Annotated in this window: 2 protein-coding genes and 1 pseudogene; 1 reads left to right on the top strand and 2 read right to left on the bottom strand. The window is 43.4% G+C overall.

Annotation, left to right across the window (positions count from 1 at the left end):
• Positions 1 to 2 precede the first annotated feature (2 nt).
• Positions 3 to 59 (top strand): IS1 family transposase, encoded by a 57-nt coding sequence (locus FC814_RS23840; protein ID WP_003032489.1) that lies wholly within the window; start codon positions 3 to 5, stop codon positions 57 to 59.
• A 412-nt stretch (positions 60 to 471) separates the two neighbouring features.
• Here FC814_RS23840 and pgtP read toward each other — a convergent pair.
• Positions 472 to 1,647, bottom strand: a pseudogene (gene pgtP / locus FC814_RS22450) (phosphoglycerate transporter PgtP); the annotation flags it as partial.
• A gap of 12 nt (positions 1,648 to 1,659) precedes the next feature.
• A complete protein-coding gene (locus tag FC814_RS23845) occupies positions 1,660 to 1,716 on the bottom strand; it encodes an IS1 family transposase (RefSeq protein WP_003032489.1) in 57 nt (18 codons plus the stop codon).

The raw sequence follows: 1,716 nt of genomic DNA on the forward strand, positions 1-1,716 counted from the left end.
CGGTGGAGCTGCATGACAAAGTCATCGGGCATTATCTGAACATAAAACACTATCAATAAGTTGGAGTCATTACCTTCAACCACTACACATAGATGCTAGTATATTCTTTTTAACATCATTGACACATTCCTGGTATGTCGAAAAAAAAACAGAGGTTTCTTTTACAATATATCCACAATCATAACATTGATACCATTTCCAGCCTTTTTCCTGAATATAGGAAATATGTAGAAAAAGTGGCAAGACCGATTCGTCTGAGTATCCCTGTTTTTTAGCATTTTCAATGCATAACAATTGCGAATTATATGCGTTATCTGATTGAGACAAAAGATATCCATTTTTCTCATGACAATACCATCTCCATTTATTGTCATCAGTCTTATAAAATTTCCATATTAATCTCTGATTTCCAGATATCTTATAAATCATAATATACTCCACTCCCCAGGGAGACGGCCCTGGGGAAGGTAATCAGTGTTCTTTTATATATGCGGCTCTGTGACGTTCAAGTTCAATTGCACCACGATGTGATAACCAGCAGAAAATGATGCAACAAATAATACCGCAGCCAAGAAGATAAAATCCGCCATGCCAGCCAATATGATCGACCATAATACCAAACAGGCTGGTGCCCAGAGACGCACCGAAGATATAGCTCATAAAACCGCGTAAGCCTACTGCAGAACCAACAGCAAAGCTGGGAACGATCTCCATAGTCTGAACGGAAGCTAGAAATTGTGGAACGTAAATCAGGCAACCAACAATGGCAGCAAAAATTGTCACCATAAACAGCGATTCACTTTTCCAGTAGCCAATCAGGCAAATGAAAATCAGCGCCATACAAATCATCGCCAATGGCATACGACGCCCTTTAAACAGTTTGTCTGACAACCAACCGGCAAGTAGCGTGGAAGGGATTGCGGCCCATTCAAAAAATAAAAACGCGACGCTCATTTGTTCTTTAGAAAAATGTTTCACCGTCAGCAGGTAAATAGGCAACCAGCTAATCATCCCGAAGCGCACCATGTATACAAATACGTCAACCAGTGAGACATACCAGGCATTTTTGTTGCGTAATACATAAGTACAGAAAATCTGAAAGGCGCTCATGTTTTCTGGTGCTTTTACCGTCTGTCGGGTATTCAGGACGACTTTTTCTTCCGGCATCATCTCTTCCAGAGAGGGTAGACCTTCCTGACGTGGGGAACCTTTACCGAGAATCAGCACAATTACCGCAAAAACGATAGCCACGCAGGCCGGAACGATATAGCTCGCACCTTGCCAGTGTTCGCTGCCGAGTAGGGCAAAAGCGGCACCAACAATAGGGGCAACAATACCACCACCGACGTTATGAGAGATATTCCAGAAAGCACCAACCCGACCACGCTCCCGGCGAGGGAACCAGTTAGCAATAGTGATGAAAGAAGGACCAACGCCCATTCCCTGGAAAAGACCATTCAGAACAACCAATGCCGCAAAAATCCAGAATGCAGTGCTGAATCCCAGGCCAACGTTAACGATGGCACATAACACCAGCCCACACGCCATAAAGACTTTCGGACTGGCTTTATCGGCAAGGCTACTCATCACTCCTTTGCTGATACCATAGGCGATAAGCATACAGCTACTCAGTACGCCAATTTGGGTAATGACTCCAACTTATTGATAGTGTTTTATGTTCAGATAATGCCCGATGACTTTGTCATGCAGCTCCAC

This window comes from Escherichia sp. MR (genome assembly GCF_005280595.1).
Classification (GTDB): Bacteria; Pseudomonadota; Gammaproteobacteria; order Enterobacterales; family Enterobacteriaceae; genus Escherichia; species Escherichia ruysiae.